Below are 18,163 nucleotides of genomic sequence, written 5' to 3'. Positions count from 1 at the left end.
GCCACAGCGGCCAGTCTTAACGGAAGCTTGACGCGCAGGCCTCCCATGATCCGTAGGCCCTGGGGTCACTCTCTGCTTACGCTGGTGCCGCCGTCCGCGTGATGGCCAGAACCGCACGCTGAGCCGCACATCAGGAGCACGCCGATGGCCACGACCGAACACCCCGCGCCCAGTCGCCTGCGCGCCTGGATGCTGGAGGGCCTGTCCGACATGGGCAAGGGCCAGGGCCATCAGGGACCGCACGCCCAGCCGGAACCCGCGCACCAGGGCCAGCGCTGGTACAGGGTCATGTGCCTGACCGGTGTCGACTACTTCTCCACCCTCGGCTATCAGCCCGGCATCGCCGCCCTCGCCGCCGGCCTGCTGTCACCGGTGGCGACCATCGTGCTGGTGATCGTCACCCTGGCGGGCGCCCTGCCCGTCTACCGCCGGGTGGCCGAGGAGAGCCCCCACGGCGAGGGCTCGATCGCGATGCTGGAGCGGTTGCTGTCCTTCTGGCAGGGCAAGCTGTTCGTCCTGACCCTGCTCGGCTTCGCCGCCACCGACTTCCTGATCACCATCACCCTGTCGGCGGCCGACGCCTCGACCCACCTCGTCGAGAACCCTCATCTGACCAGCGCCCTGCACGACAAGCAGCTGCTGATCACGCTCACCCTCGTAGCCCTCCTCGGCGCGGTCTTCCTCAAGGGTTTCCTGGAGGCCATCGGCGTCGCGGTGGTCCTGGTGGGCCTCTACCTCGCCCTCAACGTCGTCGTCGTGATCGTCGGGCTGTGGCACGTCGCCACCGAGGGCCATCTGATCACCGACTGGTCCAGTGCCCTGACCGCCGAGCACGGCAACGTCTTCGTCATGATCGGCATGGCACTCATCGTCTTCCCGAAGCTCGCGCTGGGCCTCTCCGGCTTCGAGACCGGCGTCGCCGTCATGCCACACGTCAAGGGCGACCCCGGCGACACCGAGGAGCAGCCCAAGGGCCGGATCCGGGACACCAAGAAGCTGCTCACCACGGCCGCTCTCATCATGAGCGCCGTCCTGATCACGACCAGCTTCATCACGACCCTGCTCATTCCGGAGAAGGAGTTCGAGTCCGGCGGCCAGGCCAACGGCCGCGCGCTCGCCTTCCTCGCGCACGAGTACCTGGGCAACGCTTTCGGCACGGTCTACGACGTCTCGACGATCACCATCCTCTGGTTCGCCGGCGCTTCCGCGATGGCCGGCCTGCTGAACCTGATGCCCCGCTACCTGCCGCGCTACGGCATGGCCCCGCACTGGGCACGCGCGGTCCGCCCGATGGTCATCGTCTTCATCCTGGTCGCCTTCCTGGTCACCTGGATCTTCGACGCCGACGTCGACGCACAGGGCGGCGCCTACGCCACCGGCGTCCTGGTCCTGATCAGCTCCGCCGCGATCGCCGTGACCATCGCCGCCCGCAAGGCCGGTCAACGGCACTGGACCGTCGCCTTCGCGGTCATCTCGGCGGTGTTCCTGTACACGACCGTCGTGAACGTCATCGAGCGCCCCGACGGCGTGAAGATCGGCGCCTGCTTCATCGCGGGCATCATCCTGGTCTCGCTGCTGTCCCGGCTGGCCCGCGCCTTCGAGCTGCGCGTGACGAGCGTGACGCTCGACCCCATGGCGGAACGCTTCATACGGGACATGGCCAGCCGCAAGATCCGCTTCATCGCCAACGAGCCTGACAGCCGGGACAGGGCCGAGTACCGCGACAAGATCGACCAGATCCGGGAGGACAACGACATCCCCGGCCAGGAGGACTTCGTCTTCGCCGAGGTGACGGTCACCGACCCCTCCGAGTTCGAGGCGAGGCTCACCGTACGCGGCGAGGTCCTGCACAACCGCTACCGCGTTCTGACCCTGGAGTCCTCCTCCGTCCCCAACGCGCTGGCCGCGCTGCTCCTGCACGTCCGCGACACCACCGGCTGCACCCCGCACATCTACTTCGAGTGGACCGAGGGCAACCCCTTCGCCAACTTCCTGCGCTTCTTTCTCTTCGGCCAGGGCGAGGTCGCCCCGGTCACCCGGGAGGTGCTGCGCGAGGCGGAACCGGACCGCGCCCGCAGGCCGCGCGTGCACACGGGCTGAGTACAGCGCGCGTACGCAGGACTCCGCGCGCCGCGGCGGCCGCGGTGTGGCGCAGCTCGGCGTCGTTGGGCAGCAGCACGACCTCGCGCGCGTGGGCACGCCGTACGGCCTCGACGAGCTCCCCGCTCGCGGGCGCCTCCCCGGGACGCGCGAGCACGGTGGTCGCGCCCGCCTCGGTGTACAGCCCGGCCAGGCCCTCGCCGGGCACGACGGCGACGACGGCCCGCTGGGCTCGCTCCCGGGGCGGCCGCTCGCCTCCGCGCATGTGCACGTCTCCCTGGCCGCGCCGCCGCCTCAGAGCTCGCGTGCGCGACGCGGAGTGCGCGCCGCGATCCGCCCGCCCTGGTCGATGTGGCCGACCAGCTCGACGCGCAGGGTGGCGTCGGCGATCACCGCCTGGTGCAGTCGAGGGTCACGTCACCCCAGCGCGACTCGATCTCCAGTCGCCGCGGCGCCACCCAGCCGTCGCCGCGCCGCGTCGATCCGCCCTGCTGGGCGATGCGCACGACGTCCTGGAACTCGGCCCCGCCCACCGTCGTGGGCAGCCCCTTCAACGCGGCCAACTCCCCCGTCGTGCGGGCGGAGAGGGCGACCATGACGCGCTCGTCCAACTCCTCGGGGCTCAGCCGGCCGGCCGCCGCGGCCACGCTCAGCGCGTCCACCACCCGGTTCCGGTTCCCGTCCGCGCGGCCCGCCGACCCCACGTCCGCGATTCCCGGCCACCGGCCCTATCGTGACCGGCATGCAGTCCTACACAATCGGCCAGGCGGCGCGGCTGCTCGGCGTGAGCCCCGACACCGCGCGCCGCTGGGCGGACGCCGGCCGGGTGGCGACCCACCGCGACGAGACCGGGCGACGCCTCATCGACGGCAAGGATCTCGCCGCCTTCTCCGTCGAACTCGCCAAGGCCGGCAGCACCGAGGAGGGCACCTCGTACACCTCGGCCCGCAACGCCTTCCCCGGGATCGTCACCGCGATCAAGCTCGGCGACGTCGCCGCCCAGGTGGAGATCCAGGCAGGCCCGCACCGCCTGGTCTCCCTGCTGACCCGTGAGGCCGTGGAGGACCTTGGTCTGGAGGTGGGCATGGAGGCCACCGCCCGCGTGAAGTCGACGAACGTACACATCGACCGCACCTGAACGGGCCCAGGAGCACCACCGGCGCCTTGACAGGCAAGGCGCCGCAGACTCATACATACCCGGCATAACGTATCCAGGGCCCTACGTTGATGCCCATGACCATGAGCATCCGCAACCAGCTGCCCGGCACCGTCACCGCTATCGCCCCCGGCGAGGTGATGGCCACCGTCGGCGTACGTCTCACCGGCGGCCAGCCCCTCACCGCGGCGATCACCCTGGAAGCCGTGACGGAACTCGGCCTCGCCCCTGGCTCCGCCGTCCACGCCCTGGTGAAGTCGACGGAGGTCGCCCTCGCGACCGGCCCGGTCGAAGGCCTGTCCATCCGTAACCGGTTTCCCGGCACGGTCACCGACATCGCCACCGGCGGCGCGATGGCCTCGGTGAAGCTGTCCATCGACGGGGGTGCGCTGACCGCCGTCATCACGGGGGACGCCGCCACGGACCTCGCCCTCGCCCCCGGCTCCTCCGTGGTCGCCCTGATCAAGTCGACCGAGGTCTCCCTCGCCACGGCCTGAAACGCCGAGGGCTCCCCGCCGGTCCCGGAAGCCCGGAACCGGAACGGGGAGCCCTCGGACCCTCGCTCAGTCCTCGTACGCGTCCAGCGGCGGGCACGAGCAGACCAGGTTCCTGTCGCCGAACGCCTGGTCGATGCGGCGCACCGGCGGCCAGTACTTGTCGGCCACCGAGACCCCGGCCGGGAACACGGCGTCCTCACGGCTGTACGCGTGCGCCCACTCCCCGCCGAGCGCGGCGGCGGTGTGCGGGGCGCCCCGCAGCGGGTTGTCGTCCGCGGGCCACTCGCCCGAACCGACCTTCTCGATCTCCGCGCGAATCGCGATCATCGCCTCGCAGAATCGGTCCAGCTCGGTCAGGTCCTCGGACTCGGTCGGCTCGATCATCAGCGTGCCGGCCACGGGGAAGGACATCGTCGGCGCGTGGAACCCGTAGTCGATGAGCCGCTTGGCGACGTCGTCGACGCTCACGCCGGTGGCCTTGGTCAGCGGCCGCAGGTCGATGATGCACTCGTGCGCCACGAGCCCGCCGGGCCCGGTGTACAGCACGGGGTAGTGCGGTTCGAGCCGCTTGGCGATGTAGTTGGCGGAGAGCACGGCCACCTGCGTGGCCCGCTTCAGCCCCTCGTCGCCCATGAGCCGCACGTACGCCCACGAGATCGGCAGAATCCCCGCGGACCCCCAGGGCGCCGCCGAGATCGGCCCCACGCCCGTCTCCGGCCCGGCGGCGGGCTGCAGCGGGTGGTTCGGCAGATACGGCGCCAGGTGCGACCGAACGGCCACCGGCCCCACGCCCGGGCCCCCGCCGCCGTGCGGGATGCAGAACGTCTTGTGCAGGTTCAGGTGCGAGACGTCACCGCCGAAGTGCCCCGGCTTGGCCAGCCCGACCAGCGCGTTGAGGTTGGCCCCGTCGACGTACACCTGACCGCCGGCCTCGTGCACCTGCGCGCAGATGTCGGCGACGTGCTCCTCGAACACCCCGTGCGTCGAGGGGTACGTGATCATCAGCACCGCCAGCTCGTCACGGTGCTGCTCGATCTTCGCCCGCAGGTCCTCGACGTCGATCTCACCGTCCTCCGCGGTCTTCACGACGACGACCTTCATGCCCGCCATCACGGCACTCGCGGCGTTGGTGCCGTGCGCGGACGACGGAATGAGGCACACCGTCCGCTGCTCGTCACCGCCCGCCCGGTGGTATCCGCGTACGGCGAGCAGCCCGGCGAGTTCCCCCTGCGACCCGGCGTTGGGCTGGAGGGAGACGTTGTCGTACCCGGTGACCTCGGCGAGACGTTCCTCCAGCTCCCGGATGAGCGTGAGGTAGCCCTGCGCCTGCTCGGCGGGCGCGAAGGGGTGCAGCTGGCCGAACTCGGGCCAGGTGACCGGCTCCATCTCCGTCGTCGCGTTGAGCTTCATCGTGCAGGAGCCCAGCGGGATCATGCCGCGGTCGAGCGCGTAGTCCCGGTCGGCCAGCCTGCGCAGGTAGCGCAGCATGGCGGTCTCGGAGCGGTACTGGTGGAAGACCGGGTGGGTCAGGAACTCGTCGGTGCGCAGCAGCGCCTGCGGCAGCGAGTCCTCGGTGGCCGCGTCCAGGGCCTCGATGTCGCCGTCGACCCCGAAGGCAGCCCAGACAGCACCGACCTGGGCCCGCGCGGTGGTCTCGTCACAGGCGATCGATACGTGGTCGGCGTCGACGAGGCGCAGGTTCACCCCCTGCTCCCGGGCAGCGGCGACGACCTCGGCGGCCTTCGAGGGCACCCGCACGGTCAGGGTGTCGAAGTAGGCGCCGTGCACGACCTCCGCCCCGCCCGCCGAGAGGCCGGCGGCGAGGACGGTGGCGTACCGGTGGGTCCGTCGCGCGATCGCCTTGAGCCCCTCGGGGCCGTGGTACACGGCGTACATCCCGGCCATGACGGCGAGCAGCACCTGCGCGGTGCAGATGTTGCTGGTCGCCTTCTCCCGGCGGATGTGCTGCTCACGCGTCTGCAGCGCGAGGCGGTAGGCCTTGTTCCCGTCGGCGTCCACGGAGACGCCCACCAGCCGCCCGGGCAGGCTGCGCGCGAACTTCTCGTGCACTGCCATGTATCCGGCGTGCGGCCCGCCGAACCCCATCGGCACACCGAACCGCTGGGTCGTCCCGACCGCGATGTCGGCTCCCAGCTCCCCGGGCGACCTGAGCAGCGTCAGCGCGAGCAGATCGGCGGCGACGGTGACGAGCGCGCCCAGCGCGTGCGCCTGCTCGATGACCGGCTTGATGTCGCGTACGGCGCCGGAGGCACCCGGGTACTGGATCAGCACGCCGTTGATCTCCCGCCCGGCGATCTCGGCCGGAATCCCCTCGCTGAGGTCGGCGACCACGACCTCCACACCCGTCGGCTCGGCGCGCGTCTCGATCACGGCGATCGTCTGCGGCAGTGCGTCCGCGTCGACCAGGAAGAGGCCCTTCTTGTTCTTGCCCATGCGCCGGGAGAGCGCCATGGCCTCGGCGGCGGCTGTGCCCTCGTCGAGCAGTGAGGCGCCGGAGGTCGGCAGCCCCGTCAGGTCGGCGACCATGGTCTGGAAGTTCAGCAGGGCTTCGAGGCGCCCCTGCGAGATCTCGGGCTGGTAGGGCGTGTAGGCGGTGTACCAGGCAGGATTCTCCATCACGTTCCGCAGGATGACGGGCGGAGTGAAGGTGCCGTGGTAGCCGAGCCCGATCATGGAGTCGAGCACCTGGTTGCGATCCGCCAGGGACCGCAGCTCGGCCAGCACCTCGGCCTCGGTGCGTGCGCCCGGCAGGTCCAGCGCGTCGGCGTTCTTGATCACATCCGGGACCGCGGCGGCGGTGAGCTCGTCCAGGGAGCCATAGCCGACCTGCGCGAGCATCTTGGCCCGGGCCTCATGGTCGGGGCCGATGTGGCGCTGTTCGAAGGGGATCCCCTTCTCGAGCTCGGAGAGCGGAATGCGGTGGACGGTCATTGCGGAGGCCTCCTGGTCTGACACGACCTTCGAGGGGCACCACTGCACGGGTACCCGGACGGCCTCCCCCTCTGTCATCTCAACCTGAGAGCTTCACCGGATCGCCCGAAGGCCTCCGGCTTTCACCGTCGGTGAGAGCGGAAACCGTCGACGACATCCGCCCTGCTTTCCAGAGTGACCTCGTCCGTGCGGTACGTGGGCCTGAGAGATTCCGGGGAGGATTTGCTCCTTCGGCGCCTCCGATGATGTCTGGAGGACTCTCCCGCACGGGGTCAGCAGCCGTTGTCAGCCTACCAGCGAGGTCTCCGCACTGGCCTTCGAGTGGCCACCTTCCAAAATGTGCTCTTTTGTGGTGCTTACGGATGAGTTGCGAGCAAGTGGAGGGCCCGTGCAGACCGACATCGATCCGCGCAACCTGATCGGCCGCAAGGCGTTCGACCGCAACGGCACCAAGATCGGAACGATCGACGAGGTCTACCTCGACGACGCGACCGGCGTGCCCGAGTGGGCGGCCATACGGACCGGCCTCTTCTCCCGGGACGCCTTCGTCCCCCTCGAGCCCAGCGAACTCATCGAGGGCACCCTGCACGTCCCCTTCGACCGCGCCCTCATCAAGGACGCCCCCGACTTCGGCGTGGGCCGCCACCTCTCCCCCGAACAAGAACTCCAGCTCTACCACCACTACGGACTCGACCTGGCCCCACCTCCCCCCCTCCCGGACCACAATTTCGGCAAGGTCGCAGGCCCAGACGAGCCCTGACCCTCAGCACCGGCCCCTCGGGCGAACGGTCGACGCAGTCCACGCTGCGGGCAGTCGTACAGCCCAGGTGGCGTAGCTGCGGGCAGTCATATAGCTCAGGTGCCGTAGCTGCGGGCAGCCGCACTCCCAGGCGCCACAGCTGCGGGCAGTCGTACAGCTCAGGTGCAGCTGCGGTCAGCCGCACAGCCCAGGCGCGTAGATGCGGGCAGTCGTGCCGCTGGGGCGGCACGGGTGGGCGCAGCGGCACCCCGTCAGCGCCCGGCCGTGCGACCCACCCCCGGCCGGCCCGACGAACCCGCACCTGCCTCACCCACGTCCACAGAACCCCCGCCCACCCCACCACCAGGCCCAGACCCCCCAAATCTTCGCCGCGTAACCAACGGCACCGGCTCGACCCCCTCCAACTCGGGATCGTCAACCCGAAACGTCCGCACCCGCCCCGGCTCGGACCCAGGCGTCTCGAACCGCACGGTCACCCGCCCCACCCCGCTCCCCTGCACCCACCCGAGCCCGTACACGGCATGCCGTACATCGTGCCCCGGATGCCACCGCCGCTCAGCGGGCTCAGACTCCCCCACCACAACCTCCCCGCGCGCCTCTTCCTCCGGCTCCTCGACACCCTCCCCCGCCGCCTGGGCGAACAGATCCTCCTGCGTGTAGTCCGCGAGCCCACTGACTCCCACCCCCAACAACCGCACCCCACCGGTCGTGTCCACGGAGTCCAGCAGCCGACCCGCCGCCTCCCGCACCACCGCCGGATCATCCGTGGGCCCCCGCAACGTCTCCGACCGCGTCAACGTCGAGAAGTCGTACCGCCGCACCTTCAGCACGATCGTCCGCCCCGACAACCCCGCCGCCCGCAACCTCCGCACACACCGATCCGCCAGCCGCCGCACCTCCATCCCCACCCGCACCCGATCGTGGATGTCCACGTCATACGTGTCCTCCACAGACACCGACTTCGCCTCCCGCTCCGCCACCACGGGCCGCTCGTCGTGTGCCAGCGCCATCGCGTACAGAGCGTGCCCGTGCGCCTTCCCGAGCAGCCGCACGAGCTCGTCCTCCCCGGCCTCGGCGATCTCGTCGACCGTGGTGATCCCGGCCCGCCGCAAGTGATCACCCGTCGCCGGCCCCACCCCCGGCAGGGTCCGCACCGACAGCGGCCCGAGCAACGCCCGCTCGCTCCCCGGCTCGATCAGCACCAGCCCATCCGGCTTGGCCTGCTCGGACGCGATCTTTGCGAGCATCTTGGAGGCCGCCAGCCCCACCGACCCCGTGAGCCCCGTGAAGTCACGTATGTCGGTGCGCAGCCTCGCCCCCACCAGCCGCGCGGACTCCTCGTCCCAGGCCGCTCCCCCGGCCTCCAGATCCACGAACGCCTCGTCCAGGCTCAGCGGCTCCACGAGCGGCGACAACGCTCGCAGCAGCTCCATCACCTGCTCGCTGATCGACCGGTAGAACTGGAACCGCGGCACGAGATACGCGGCGTTCGGAGCGAGCCGGCGCGCCTGGGCCATGGGCATCGCCGAGTGCACCCCGAAAAGCCGTGCCTCGTACGAGGCGGTCGCCACCACCCCGCGCGGCCCGAGCCCACCCACGATCACGGCCTTCCCGCGCAGACTCGGCTTGGCCGCCTGCTCCGCCGAGGCGTAGAAGGCATCCATGTCGAGGTGCAGGATCGTGGGCGCGGTTCTCACATCTCCGATGCTGCCCTACGCCACTGACAATGCCCTCCCGGCGCCGCCCCTCAGCCGCCTGCCTGCGCTCTCAGACCGCCCGGTTACGCCGCCGTGCCAGCTCGTCCGCCGGATTGTGCCCGACGAGGGTCTCCCCCGTGTCGATCCGCTCCCCGTGCAGCTGCGACAGCGCGCTCTCGACGTCCCGCCACACCACACCCACGGCGATACCGAAGATGCCCTGTCCGCCCTGGAGGAGCGCGTGCACCTCGTCGGGTGACGTGCACTCGTAGACCGTGGCGCCGTCACTCATCAACGTCATCCGCTCCAGATCGCGGAACCCGCGCTCGCGCAGGTGCTGCACGGCGGTACGGATGTTCTGCAGCGACACCCCGGTGTCGAGGAACCGCTTGACGATCTTCAGGACGACGACGTCCCGGAAGCTGTACAGCCGCTGCGTCCCGGAGCCGTAGGCGGGCCGTACGCTCGGCTCGACGAGCCCCGTGCGTGCCCAGTAGTCGAGTTGCCGATACGTGATGCCGGCGGCCGCGCAGGCCGTCGGTCCGCGGTAGCCGATCTCCTCGGTCTCCATGGACGCCGCCCCTCCGCCGCTCGGCACGGCCGCCGGTCGCTGCGGTGCGTGGTCGGCCGCGCTGCCGGGGTGGGGGTACCCCCTGCTCGAGCGGAGCCGAGAGCTTGGGGGAGGGTACGGACCGCTTCCCCCGGAACCGAGTCCGGGGGCACCCCCAGTCGTACCGTCGCCGCTGCTTCTCACGCCGACCTCCGTCCTTGACCTGCCTTCTCGACGGTAGGCAGTCACCAGGGGTGCGTCAACGATCGCCACACTCGGCACGCCGAGTGATAATCACCCAAGGAGTGGTTTCCCGTGCCCCACCGCGGGGAAAGGCTAGCCGAATGCGCTGACGGGGAGCCGCAGGACGCACTCCGGCGCCACTGGCAAATACCGGTATTTCGGTACACGTCCCGCAGGGCGGCCCGTGAGGCACGCATCACCGAGGCGAGGCCCCGCGGACACGGGGCCGTTCCGGCCGCACCGGAGCCCGCTACTGGCTGCTGGTGCCGAAGTCCTCGGGCGAGATCTGGTCGAGGAACTCGCGGAACTTCTCCACCTCGTCCTCCTGCTCGTCCGGAATCGCGATGCCCGCATCGTCGAGCACCGTGTCACTGCCGTAGATCGGCGTCCCGGTGCGCAGTGCGAGCGCTATGGCATCCGACGGGCGGGCGCTCACCTCGACCCCGCTGGCAAAGACCAGCTCCGCGTAGAAGACGCCTTCACGAAGGTCCGTGATGCGCACTTCGGTGAGCTCCTGGCCGACGGCCTCCAGCACGTCCTTGAACAGGTCGTGGGTCAGCGGTCGCGCGGGGGCCATGCCCTGCTGGGCGAAGGCGATGGCCGTCGCCTCCCCCGGCCCGATCCAGATGGGGAGGTAGCGGTCGCCTCCCACTTCACGCAGGAGCACGATCGGTTGGTTGGAGGGCATTTCGACCCGGACACCTACGACATCGAGCTCGTTCACACAGCAACCCTAGGCCGTGCCCGGGACGTTTGGGTAGTCGGGCCGGGAACCGGCGGCCGATCAGGCCACCCCTGACCCTCCCACACGGGCCGGCGAACGGCCCGCTCAGGGCAGCCGCACCCCGAGGGCCGTCTGCACCAGCGCGGCGTGCAGCTTCACCGTGAGCCCCGCCAGCTCCTTCGTACGTGCCTCGGCATGGGCCCTGGTCTGCGGATTGCGGTGCCGCTTCAGCGGAGCCACCACCTGGTCCACCAGTCCCGCCTCACGGTCGGCGGCGGCCTTCATCATCCGCAGATGCCGCGGTTCGATCCCGAACCGCCCCAGCTCGAGCACGAGCGAGGCCACGGTGACCGTTTCGGCGTCGTACACCCCGCCCTCCAGCGGTGTGACGAGTCCGTACGACTCCCACTCGGCGAGTTCCCGCTCGTCGATCCCGGCGGCAGCGAGCAGCTCGGCCTTCCCGATCCGGGCTGCGGTGGGCCCCTCCGGCACCTCGGCCCCGGTCTCACCGTCCCGCTGACGGCCGAGCGCGGGCAGCTGTACGACTTCTCCCCGCTCCATGGCGTCCAGATACTCACGGATGACCTTGAGCGGCAGATAGTGGTCCCGCTGCATCCTCAGGACGTGACCGAGGCGCTCGACGTCCTCGGCGCTGAACTTGCGATACCCCGAGGGGGTCCGCTGCGGCTCGATGAGCCCCTCCGACTCCAGAAAACGGATCTTGGAGATGGTGACTTCGGGAAACTCGTCGCGCAGCAGGTTCAGCACCGTGCCGATGCTCATCAGTCCACTGCCCGCGGCGGCGGCGCCGTGCCCGGCGCCGCCCCTCGGTGTATGAAGCATGGACCTTCCCTGGGGTCCCCCCGGATGAAGTCCGGAGGAGGGTCAGTAGCCCCGCTGGCTCGCGTGGAAGACCAGCCGGTACTTGCCGATCTGCACCTCGTCGCCGTTCGACAGAGCGACCTGGTCGATCCGCTCGCGGTTGACGTACGTACCGTTCAGACTGCCCACGTCGGCCACCGTGAACGAGCCGTCCGGGCTGCGCCGGAACTCCACGTGGCGGCGCGAGACCGTCACGTCGTCCAGGAAGATGTCACTCTGGGGATGACGCCCGGCCGTGGTCAGGTCGCCGTCCAGGAGGAAGCGGCTGCCCGAGTTCGGACCGCGACGCACGACCAGCAGCGCGGAACCCAGCGGCAGCGCGTCCACGGCCGCCTGCGCCTCCGGAGACAGCGCCGGAAGCTGCGTCTGGCCGGTGGCCTCGGAGTCGTAGGCCTCAAGGCCGGAAATGGAGATGGTGGAGGTCGTCTCCGACGCCCGCTCGGGGGTGACACCCGGTCGCAGCGGAGCACCGCAGTTGGAGCAGAAGCGGCTGTTCTCCGCGTTGCGGTTACCGCACCTCGTACATACCAGGGCCGACATAGGGGAAAACCCTCCACCCGTACTTGAGGTTGACGGTTGCCCGAAACCTATGCCTGCGGACTGGGCAGGGTCAACAGACGGCGCGCCCTGACCTCCGGAAATGTCACCACCCGGACCACCGACCTGGTCCCGGAACAGCGGCCGCTGGCCTTCCGCGTCGGGTTGCGCGCGATGACGAGCGGTCGCGTTGTCGCTGCCCTCTCGCGCGCTCTTGCCGAACAACTTCGCAAACAACTTCACGGGCGATTCCCCTTGACCGAAACAGACCCGCCCGTGGGGCAGGACGAACCCTGACTGAATACACCGGCCGACCCGGACATCCTCACAACGTCCGTATCCACCAGACAGTTTCCACCACGCACCACCCATTCGGTGCGCCGACCCCCCGCAACCTCATGCCCCCGTCGGACGGCCCCCATGCACCCCCGGTTCACTGGGAGGACGACCGAGCGTAGTCAGGCTGCTTCGCCGCTCGCAAGGCGTCCACAACGATCTTGGTCGACTGCTCGACGGCGACGGTGGCCTGCTCCTTCTCGAGAGTCTGCACAACACCTCCAGGGATGTTGAGTGCCGGTTCGAGATCCTGCGGCTTGCCGATGACCTTGAAACGATACGGCGCGGTGATCTTGTTCCCGTCGACGCTCACGCTCTTGCCGGAATCCGTCAGATAGGTGTTGGCGACGACGCGAACGCCGTTCACCTGGATCGCCTCCGCGCCGGCCGCGCGCAGCTCCTGGATCGCGTCGAGCAACATGTCCGCCTCGACCGTCCCCTTCGTGTCGTCGATGGTCATCGTGATGCCGGGGCCCTGCGCCGCCACCGTGCCCGCCAGAATGCCGAGTTGACGCTCCTTCTCGACCGTCTGCTTGCGAGCCTCCTCGGCTTGGTCGGAGCTGTTCTCCAGCTCCTGACGCTGCTTCTCGAGCCCTTCCTTCTCGTCCTCAAGACGCTGCGTACGGTCATCCAGTTCATCGAGGATGCGAACGAGATCTTCCTGACGCGCGCCGCGCAGGGCGCTGTCGCCGTCACTGTTGGACGCCACCTGGACGGCCAGACCGAAACCGAGGCCGAACAGGAGCACGGCGACGATGAGTTGGGCCCGGGTGAGCCGCGGCGGCCACAGCCCCTGCGCCAGCCGCTGCCGCCCGGTCAACGTGGGCTTCGCCGTCTCCTCGGACGTCTCCTGCCCCGCTGCGGCCGCGGGAACCTCTTCGGGCAGCTCCCTGCGCAGCCTGTTCTCCGCCGTCTCGGCCGTCTCGGCCGCCTCGGCAGTCTCCGCCGTCTCGCCGTGCTCGCTCATCGGCCTCACGCCCGGAAGACGTGCCGACGGATCGCGGCGGCGTTGGAGAAGATGCGGATGCCGAGGACGACCACGACACCGGTGGACAGCTGGGCGCCCACGCCCAACTTGTCGCCCAGGAACACGATCAACGCGGCCACCACGACATTCGACAGGAACGACACCACGAAGACCTTGTCGTCGAAGATGCCGTCCAGCATGGCCCGCAGACCTCCGAAGACGGCGTCGAGCGCCGCGACGACGGCGATCGGCAGATAAGGCTCGACGACCGCCGGAACCTCAGGCCGGACCAACAGGCCGGCCACGACTCCCACGACGAGGCCCAGTACGGCGATCACGATGTGCCCTTCTCAATTCTCGGCTGTGCTGTACGTACGATCACACTGGGAGCGGCCGGCAGCCGGAGGTCGTCCTCCGAGGAGATCCCGGTCCGGATGCCGTAGCTCTCCTGCAGGGCGTGCAGATAGAGCCCGTCGGCGCTGTTCTGGAACCTGCTGCTCAGCCGCTCTCCGTCCCCCACCGCGAGCACCGTGTACGGCGGCACCAACGGTTTGTTGTCGACCAGTATCGCGTCACCCGCGGCCCTGATCGCCGACAGCGCCGTCAGCCTCTGCCCGTTGATGGAGACGGCCTCCGCGCCCGACTCCCACAGCCCGTTGACCACGCGCTGCATGTCCCGGTCGCGCACACGTCCCGTGTCGGAGAAACCGGACGTCTCGCGCGGGTCGCCGTCGCCGCCCGTGGTCGCTTCCTTGGCGTCGTTCACGACCAGTTTCACGCCGGGGCCGTGCACCTCGAGGGCGCCCGACAGGACGCCCACCAGCTCCGCCTGGTCGCCGCCTCCGCTCTGCTTCAGCGCCTCCCGCTGCCGCGCGCTCACGTCGTTGCGCAGCTTGTCGACGCTGCCCTCAAGCCTGTCGGCCGCCTCGGTCTCCTGGTCGATGCGGTCGACCAGCTCTTCGCGCTCCTTGGCGACGACCGGGGCCGCGACCCGTGCCTGTGCCGCTCCGACGGTCACGACCAGGGCGGCGAGGACCAGGCCGGCGGCCAGGCCGAGCTTCGCCCTCAGGGTCTTGGGCAGGCCGCCCTCACCCGCGGCCTTCTTCCGCGCGGCGGCCTGGGCATAGCCGTCGTCGAGGCTGTGGTCCATGACGTTGGTGAGCAGCGACATGGACGCGTCCGGCCGCGAGGGGCGCGTGGGTGTGCTCCGAATGGGGGGCTGCTGCGGCATGCCGCACATCGTCGCACGTCGCGACCACTACCTCCGAATGGCCCCACCGGCGTGCCGGACAGGCCCCCTGGAGGACACTTGTCCGGCACGCACGCGTGCAGTGTGTTTCAGCGCCCCGCGCTGTCCACGACCGCCGACCACTCGTCGAGCAGCGCTTGGGCCGACGCGTCGTCGGGCCCCTCCGCCCACAGATGGGTGACCGCCTCGGCCGGGTCGGGCAGCACCATCACCCAGCGCCCGTCGGTCTCCACCACCCGGACGCCGTCCGTGGTGTCCACGAAGCGATCTCCGGCCGCCTCGACGACTCGCCGCATCACAAGCCCCTTGACAGCCCACGGGGTCGCCAGATCCCGCTTCAGGACGTGCGCACGCGGGATCCTCGCGTCGATCTGGCTGAGTGTGAGCTGCGTCCGCGCCACCAGCCCGATCAACCGCACGAATGCCGCCGTACCGTCGAAGACGCTGCTGAACTCAGGGACGATGAACCCGCCCCTGCCGTCGCCGCCGAAGATGGTCGACTCGTCCCGCCCGACGCGCGTCAGGTCGTCGGGGGACGTGGTGGTCCACTCGACCTGCGTTCCGTGGTACGCCGCCACCTGCTCGGCGATCCTCGTGGTGGTCACGGGCAGCGCCACCCGCCCACTGCGCCGCTCCGCGGCCACCAGGTCGAGCATCACCAGCAGGGCCCGGTCGTCCTCGACGATCCGCCCCTTCTCGTCGACGAGCGACAGCCGCTCACCCACAGGGTCGAACCGCACCCCGAAGGCCGCCCGCGAGGACGCCACGATCTCTCCGAGCCGCACCAACCCCGAGCGCCGCATGTCGGCGCTCTCAGTCGGCCGGGACTCGTCGAGACCGGGGTTGACGGTCAGCGAGTCCACACCGAGCTTGCCGAGCAGACTGGGCAGAACCAGGCCCGCACTGCCGTTCGAGGCATCCACGACGACCTTGAGCCCGGACTCGGCGATGCCGGTCGTGTCGACGTTCCGCAGCAGAGACCCGGTGTACGAGTCGAACACACTGGCCGGGAAGTGCAGGTCCCCGATCTCCCCCGGGAACGCACGCCGGTACTCCTGCCGCGCGAACACCCGGTCCAGTTTCCGCTGGCTGGCCTGCGACAGATCGGCGCCCTGCCCGTCGAAGAACATGATGTCGACGGAGTCCGGCACCCCGGGCGAGGTCCGGATCATGATCCCACCGGCACTGCCCCGCGCGGTCTGCTGCCGCGCCACGGGCAGCGGTACGTTCTCCAGGTCCCGTACGTCGATGGCGCTGGCCTGCAACGCGGAGATGACCGCCCGCTTCAGCGCCCGGGCGCCACGGGAGTGGTCACGGGCCGTGGTGACCGTGGAGCCCTTCTTGAGCGTCGTCGCGTAGGCACCGGCGAGCCGCACCGCGAGTTCCGGCGTGATCTCGACGTTCAGGATGCCTGTCACGCCGCGGGCTCCGAAGAGATTGGCCTGTCCCCGCGACTCCCAGATCACCGACGTGTTGACGAAGGCGCCGGCCTCGATGGTCTTGAACGGGTAGACCCGGACATTGCCCTGCACGATCGATTCTTCACCGATCAGGCATTCGTCACCGATGACGGCGCCGTCCTCGATCCGGGCAGCCCGCATGATGTCGGTGTTCTTTCCGACCACACAGCCTCGCAGATTGCTGTGCTGCCCGATGTACACGTTGTCGTGCACCACGGCCTTGTGCAGAAACGCCCCGCTCTTCACGACGACGTTGGAGCCGACAACGGTGTGCTCACGGATCTCCGCGCCGGCTTCGACCTTCGCATAGTCGCCGATGTAGAGGGGCCCGCGGAGCACGGCGTCGGGGTGCACCTCGGCGCCTTCGGCCACCCATACACCGGGCGAGATCTCGAAGCCGTCGATCTCCACGTCGACCTTGCCCTCGAGCACGTCGGCCTGTGCCTTCACATAGCTCTCGTGCGTGCCGACGTCCTCCCAGTACCCCTCGGCGATGAAGCCGTAGACCGGCTTGCCTTCCTTCATCAGCTGCGGGAAGACATCGCCCGACCAGTCGACGGGCACATCGGGCTCGACATAGTCGAACACCTCGGGCTCCATGACGTAGATACCCGTGTTGACGGTGTCCGAGAAGACCTGCCCCCAGGTCGGCTTCTCCAGGAAACGCTCGACCTTGCCTTCCTCGTCGACGATCGTGATGCCGAATTCCAGCGGATTGGGCACACGCGTCAGACAGACGGTGACCAGCGCGCCCTTTTCCTTGTGGAAATTGATCAGCTCGGTGAGGTCGAAGTCGGTCAGGGCATCGCCGGAGATGACCAGGAAGGCATCATCCTTCAACGCCTCCTCGGCGTTCTTGACACTTCCGGCGGTACCGAGTGGCTTCTCCTCATTGGCATACGTGAGCTCCATTCCGAGCTCTTCGCCGTCACCGAAGTAGTTCTTGACCAGTGATGCCAGGAACTGAACAGTTACGACGGTCTCATTGAGCCCATGCCTTTTGAGCAGCCGCAGAACGTGCTCCATGATCGGCCGGTTGGCCACCGGCAGGAGCGGCTTGGGCATGCTCGAGGTCATAGGACGAAGGCGCGTGCCTTCGCCTCCGGCCATCACGACGGCCTTCATGTCGGAAGCGTCCTCCTAAGAAGAGACGACGGTCTAGCCGACTTCACCCGTCCAGATTGTCCCGCACTTTTCCGTTGCGGGCCATCGAGCCACTGCTGACCGCGTATCGGTGGGGTCAGTCGGCCATGGCGTCCGCACGGACCAGGCGGCGGACTTGTACCACGTAGAGGACTCCTGCCCACCAGTACAGCGTTGTACCCCATCCGGCGAACGCCCATCCGAAAATAGCAGCGAGTGACGCGATCCATCCACTTCCGTCACTCAGGAGCAGGAGCGGGAAGGCGTACATCAGGTTGAAGGTGGCGGCCTTCCCCAGGAAGTTCACCTGCGGCGGCGGATAGCCGTGCCGTCTGAGGATGCCCACCATGACCAGCAGAACCAGTTCCCGCGCCAGAAGTACAGCGGTCAACCAGATAGGGAGAATCTCCCGCCAGGTGAGTCCCACCAAAGTCGAGAGAATGTACAGCCGGTCGGCCGCCGGGTCGAGGAGCCGGCCGAGGCTGCTGATCTGGTTCCAGCGCCGCGCGAGCTTGCCGTCCAGGTAGTCGCTGACTCCGCTCAACATGAGCACGAGCAGCGCCCAACCGTCGCTCTTCGGCCCCCCGAACTCGGGCCTGAGGATCAGCCACAGGAAGAGCGGCACGCCAAGGAGCCGCGCCATGCTGAGGATGTTCGGGATGGTGAGGACCCGGTCTGTCTGGACGCGGGTCTCCTGGACCTCCACCCGGGGGCCTCCTGTGGGAAACGTGCCAACGATGCCCCCTGACCTTACCTCAACGCAAAAAAGCTCCGGCTCTTGGGCTGTGTGCCCAAGAGCCGGAGCTCTAAAGGGAGTTCGGCGGCGTCCTACTCTCCCACAGGGTCCCCCCTGCAGTACCATCGGCGCTGTAAGGCTTAGCTTCCGGGTTCGGAATGTAACCGGGCGTTT

16 protein-coding genes, 1 rRNA gene, 1 pseudogene and 1 riboswitch are annotated in these 18,163 nt (G+C 69.2%); of the genes and pseudogenes, 4 read left to right on the top strand and 14 right to left on the bottom strand.

The annotated features are described in order from the left end of the window. The first annotated feature begins 144 nt into the window (after positions 1 to 144). On the top strand, positions 145 to 2,100 hold the full coding sequence (locus AC067M_RS42515) for an APC family permease (RefSeq protein WP_478702356.1): 1,956 nt from the start codon (positions 145 to 147) through the stop codon (positions 2,098 to 2,100). Between the two features lie 28 nt (positions 2,101 to 2,128). Here AC067M_RS42515 and AC067M_RS42510 read toward each other — a convergent pair. Both AC067M_RS42510 and AC067M_RS42505 read right to left on the bottom strand, forming a co-directional pair. Further along, positions 2,129 to 2,359, bottom strand: a pseudogene (locus AC067M_RS42510) (DAK2 domain-containing protein); the annotation flags it as partial. Positions 2,360 to 2,489: 130 nt separating this feature from the next. Next, the gene (locus AC067M_RS42505) at positions 2,490 to 2,804 is read right to left on the bottom strand and encodes a DUF1707 SHOCT-like domain-containing protein (protein ID WP_478702355.1); all 315 of its coding nucleotides are present in this window, start codon (positions 2,802 to 2,804) and stop codon (positions 2,490 to 2,492) included. A gap of 38 nt (positions 2,805 to 2,842) precedes the next feature. Here AC067M_RS42505 and AC067M_RS42500 point away from each other — a divergent pair, with 38 nt between their 5' ends. Continuing rightward, a complete protein-coding gene (locus tag AC067M_RS42500) occupies positions 2,843 to 3,238 on the top strand; it encodes a TOBE domain-containing protein (RefSeq protein ID WP_393628618.1) in 396 nt (131 codons plus the stop codon). Positions 3,239 to 3,333: 95 nt separating this feature from the next. Next, positions 3,334 to 3,753, top strand: coding sequence for a TOBE domain-containing protein (locus AC067M_RS42495; protein WP_478702354.1), 420 nt, complete (start codon positions 3,334 to 3,336; stop codon positions 3,751 to 3,753). Between the two features lie 66 nt (positions 3,754 to 3,819). Here the strand turns inward: AC067M_RS42495 and gcvP are convergent, their stop codons facing one another. Then, entirely contained in the window at positions 3,820 to 6,705 is a 2,886-nt protein-coding gene (gcvP, locus tag AC067M_RS42490; RefSeq protein ID WP_478702353.1) for an aminomethyl-transferring glycine dehydrogenase, read from the bottom strand. Positions 6,706 to 6,884: 179 nt separating this feature from the next. After that, positions 6,885 to 6,980: riboswitch (glycine riboswitch) on the bottom strand. 113 nt (positions 6,981 to 7,093) lie between these two features. On the opposite strand from gcvP, the gene AC067M_RS42485 reads away from it, so the two are divergent. Next, the gene (locus AC067M_RS42485) at positions 7,094 to 7,465 is read left to right on the top strand and encodes a PRC-barrel domain-containing protein (protein ID WP_478702352.1); all 372 of its coding nucleotides are present in this window, start codon (positions 7,094 to 7,096) and stop codon (positions 7,463 to 7,465) included. 251 nt (positions 7,466 to 7,716) lie between these two features. Here AC067M_RS42485 and AC067M_RS42480 read toward each other — a convergent pair whose 3' ends face one another. From AC067M_RS42480 to rrf, 11 genes are all read right to left on the bottom strand, one after another. Beyond that, the gene (locus AC067M_RS42480) at positions 7,717 to 9,162 is read right to left on the bottom strand and encodes a DNA polymerase IV (protein ID WP_478702351.1); all 1,446 of its coding nucleotides are present in this window, start codon (positions 9,160 to 9,162) and stop codon (positions 7,717 to 7,719) included. Positions 9,163 to 9,232: 70 nt separating this feature from the next. Beyond that, entirely contained in the window at positions 9,233 to 9,916 is a 684-nt protein-coding gene (locus tag AC067M_RS42475; protein WP_133931703.1) for a MerR family transcriptional regulator, read from the bottom strand. A gap of 289 nt (positions 9,917 to 10,205) precedes the next feature. Beyond that, a complete protein-coding gene (locus tag AC067M_RS42470) occupies positions 10,206 to 10,679 on the bottom strand; it encodes a bifunctional nuclease family protein (protein ID WP_026253112.1) in 474 nt (157 codons plus the stop codon). A 105-nt stretch (positions 10,680 to 10,784) separates the two neighbouring features. Next, a complete protein-coding gene (gene ftsR, locus AC067M_RS42465) occupies positions 10,785 to 11,522 on the bottom strand; it encodes a transcriptional regulator FtsR (RefSeq protein ID WP_478702350.1) in 738 nt (245 codons plus the stop codon). 42 nt (positions 11,523 to 11,564) lie between these two features. After that, positions 11,565 to 12,470: an FHA domain-containing protein gene (locus AC067M_RS42460; protein ID WP_478702349.1), complete on the bottom strand. Its 906-nt coding sequence runs from the start codon at positions 12,468 to 12,470 to the stop codon at positions 11,565 to 11,567. 61 nt (positions 12,471 to 12,531) lie between these two features. Further along, positions 12,532 to 13,401, bottom strand: a complete 870-nt coding sequence (locus AC067M_RS42455; RefSeq protein WP_478702348.1) for a DUF881 domain-containing protein — start codon at positions 13,399 to 13,401, stop codon at positions 12,532 to 12,534. A gap of 5 nt (positions 13,402 to 13,406) precedes the next feature. Further along, positions 13,407 to 13,739, bottom strand: a complete 333-nt coding sequence (locus tag AC067M_RS42450) for a small basic family protein (protein WP_003988855.1) — start codon at positions 13,737 to 13,739, stop codon at positions 13,407 to 13,409. After that, on the bottom strand, positions 13,736 to 14,572 hold the full coding sequence (locus tag AC067M_RS42445) for a DUF881 domain-containing protein (protein ID WP_478702403.1): 837 nt from the start codon (positions 14,570 to 14,572) through the stop codon (positions 13,736 to 13,738). Before AC067M_RS42445 ends, AC067M_RS42450 begins: the two co-directional genes overlap by 4 nt. A gap of 167 nt (positions 14,573 to 14,739) precedes the next feature. Further along, positions 14,740 to 17,235: a sugar phosphate nucleotidyltransferase gene (locus AC067M_RS42440; protein WP_478702347.1), complete on the bottom strand. Its 2,496-nt coding sequence runs from the start codon at positions 17,233 to 17,235 to the stop codon at positions 14,740 to 14,742. Between the two features lie 115 nt (positions 17,236 to 17,350). Continuing rightward, complete coding sequence (gene clsA, locus AC067M_RS42435) at positions 17,351 to 17,959, bottom strand: cardiolipin synthase ClsA (RefSeq protein ID WP_478702346.1); 609 nt, start codon at positions 17,957 to 17,959, stop codon at positions 17,351 to 17,353. A 109-nt stretch (positions 17,960 to 18,068) separates the two neighbouring features. Next, a 5S ribosomal RNA gene (rrf, locus tag AC067M_RS42430) occupies positions 18,069 to 18,163 on the bottom strand; the annotation flags it as partial.

It is taken from the genome of Streptomyces sp. NPDC043427, assembly GCF_056436655.1.
Note: the sequence above shows the minus strand (reverse complement) of the source record. Positions and strands in the feature narration are given on the sequence as shown.

Bases quoted from the DNA above. Each gene is read 5' to 3' on its own strand.
- AC067M_RS42515 (WP_478702356.1), top strand. From the start codon at position 145: ATGGCCACGACCGAACACCCCGCGCCCAGTCGCCTGCGCGCCTGGATG.
- gcvP (WP_478702353.1), bottom strand. From the start codon at position 6,705: ATGACCGTCCACCGCATTCCGCTCTCCGAGCTCGAGAAGGGGATCCCC.
- AC067M_RS42500 (WP_393628618.1), top strand. From the start codon at position 2,843: ATGCAGTCCTACACAATCGGCCAGGCGGCGCGGCTGCTCGGCGTGAGC.
- AC067M_RS42445 (WP_478702403.1), bottom strand. From the start codon at position 14,572: ATGTCGCTGCTCACCAACGTCATGGACCACAGCCTCGACGACGGCTAT.
- AC067M_RS42440 (WP_478702347.1), bottom strand. From the start codon at position 17,235: ATGAAGGCCGTCGTGATGGCCGGAGGCGAAGGCACGCGCCTTCGTCCT.
- AC067M_RS42460 (WP_478702349.1), bottom strand. From the start codon at position 12,470: ATGGGTGGTGCGTGGTGGAAACTGTCTGGTGGATACGGACGTTGTGAG.
- ftsR (WP_478702350.1), bottom strand. From the start codon at position 11,522: ATGCTTCATACACCGAGGGGCGGCGCCGGGCACGGCGCCGCCGCCGCG.
- AC067M_RS42455 (WP_478702348.1), bottom strand. From the start codon at position 13,401: ATGAGCGAGCACGGCGAGACGGCGGAGACTGCCGAGGCGGCCGAGACG.
- AC067M_RS42495 (WP_478702354.1), top strand. From the start codon at position 3,334: ATGACCATGAGCATCCGCAACCAGCTGCCCGGCACCGTCACCGCTATC.